Consider the following 1,661-nt stretch of genomic DNA (forward strand, 5'->3'; position numbering starts at 1 on the left):
TCCGCACCGAACATCGCGTCGGATGCCGCAACCTATGCAGCGCAGCAGGCGGCTGCGGCGGCGCGGCAGACACAGGGTTCGCTGGCGCGTGCAGCGCGCGCCATGCAGGATATGCGGGCCGTGCAGGCGGCGGCGCGGGCTGCGGCGGCCGCGCAACAGACATCTATGACGGCGCCGGTCGCGGTGCCAAACGGCATCGGCGCCGGTGGCTTGTTGCCGAATAATCCCGCGACTTGGTCAGGTGCCAATGCGCCGACCCAAGGCCTCGATGGAGCCGGGCAGACCCAGGTCAATATCCGGCAGACCACGCAGCAGGCGATCCTGAACTGGACAAACTTCAATGTCGGCGCACGCACCACGCTGACGTTCGACCAGCAGGGCAACGGCAGCTGGGTTGCGCTCAACCGCGTCGATGCATCAACCGGCCCAAGCCAGATTCTCGGCAATATCAAGGCCGACGGCCAAGTTTATGTGATCAACCAGAGCGGCATCATTTTCGGCGGCAACAGCCAGATCAATGTCGGGTCGCTGATCGCATCGACGGCGGGCATCACGGATAGCCAGTTCCGCAGCAACGGCATCTATGCGACCCAGACCGGCGGAGCCTATCTGCCGAGCTTCACCGCGGCCGGCGGCAAGGTGGTGGTCGAGGCGGGGGCGTCGATTAATACGGCAGCGCCGTCTTCGGTGACCTCCGGCGGCGGCTACGTGCTGATGATCGGCAGCGAAGTGGTCAATGCCGGGGCCATCGCGACGCCGAAGGGGCAGACCATTCTGGCGGCGGGCGACGACTTCATCCTGCGTCGCGGCTATGGCACCGACGCCAACCAGTTCTCGACCACCAATGGCAGCGAGATCGCGCCGGTGATCCAGGGCGGCAGTTCCGCGGGCAAAGTGACCAATACCGGCGTCGTGCTGTCGCAGCAGGGCGATATCACTTTGGCCGGCCGTTCCGTCACGCAAGACGGCGTGCTGCTCTCCACCACCTCGGTCCATCAGCGCGGCACCATCCATCTGCTGAATGCCGCCAGCGACACCGGCGGCAGCGTGACGATGACGGGCAAGAGCCTCAGCTGGATCCTGCCGGAACTGGAATCGAAGGACACTGCGCTCAATGCGCAGCGTGATGCGCTGATCGCCGCGTCGGGGCTGAACCCGCTGGCCCTCGCACAGTTCAACAATCTGTCGCTGCTGACGGATCGCCGCGACCAGTCGCGCGTCGAAATCGTCACCGGGGGGCTGGTCAACGTCCAGAGCGGCTCGCTCACCGTGGCGCAGGGCGGTCAGGTCGCGGTCAGCGCCGGCACGCGTGTCTTCGCCGAGACCGGCTCGCTCATCGATGTCTCGGGCGTGCAGGGCGCCGTGCGGCCGATGTCGGCCAACCAGGTGCAGGTCAATGTCCAGGGCAATGAACTCAGGGATTCGCCTGTCAATCGTGACAGCGGTGCGCTGATCAACAAGAATGTCTGGATCGATATCCGCGATCTTACTTTTGTGCCCGCGGGCACCGGCGGCTATGCCGGCGAGCGCTACTACACCAAGGGCGGACTGCTTGAAGTCGGCGGCTATCTCGCCAACAGCCCGCACAGCATCGGCGAGTGGGCGGCACTGGGCGGCACTATCACGCTGGCGGCGCCGGAAGTCGTCGCGCAGCAGGGCGC

Annotated in this window: 1 protein-coding gene; it reads left to right on the top strand. The window is 65.9% G+C overall.

The genetic code is table 11. The annotated features are described in order from the left end of the window. Window positions 1-1,661: filamentous hemagglutinin N-terminal domain-containing protein (locus A4A58_RS17595; protein ID WP_139069874.1), on the top strand; the 1,661-nt coding region annotated here is incomplete at both ends.

It is taken from the genome of Tardiphaga robiniae (assembly GCF_001618955.1).
Lineage (GTDB): Bacteria > Pseudomonadota > Alphaproteobacteria > Rhizobiales > Xanthobacteraceae > Tardiphaga > Tardiphaga robiniae_A.